Below are 476 nucleotides of genomic sequence, written 5' to 3' on the forward strand. Positions count from 1 at the left end.
AGACAAGCTGACAAGTTGGGCTATTTTGCTTCAGCAAAAAGTCCTGCACATACCTCAAGGCCTAAAAAGGAGCAAATAAAGGGGCAGAATGTGGTTAACATGAATGCACTCGCATTCGTGTTTGGCACGGGGTACTACTTCGCTAAGGGCATGTGGAAGAAAGGCATTTATCTGTTTCTCATGCTAATGCTGCTGAACCTGATAATCATAGCAGTTGCATCGCTCATTACTGACAAGAACCTGAGCAAGCTTCCTTTTATCATCAATTCTATTGTCTTCGGTCTTACGGCTAATTATGACTATTACCGTTATTACAAGCTCGGTGAAACTATATGGCCTTGGATGCCAAAGTGGATGACGGGCTGGTTAGGTATCATAGCCTCTGCGGTTGTTACGTTTGTTGCATTACTTATCGTCTTAATCATTCTCGGCATTCGTTTCGGTGAACCATTAAATATTATCTATGTAAAAGAGGG

General features: G+C 42.2%; 1 protein-coding gene. It reads left to right on the top strand.

What is annotated here, in order from left to right; all coding sequences use genetic code 11:
• A partial coding sequence (locus tag KO531_RS22200; RefSeq protein WP_219252248.1) for a DUF2628 domain-containing protein occupies positions 1-476 on the top strand: 476 nt, incomplete at both ends.

The organism is Shewanella sp. NKUCC06_TVS (assembly GCF_019345515.1).
Classification (GTDB): Bacteria; Pseudomonadota; Gammaproteobacteria; order Enterobacterales; family Shewanellaceae; genus Shewanella; species Shewanella oncorhynchi.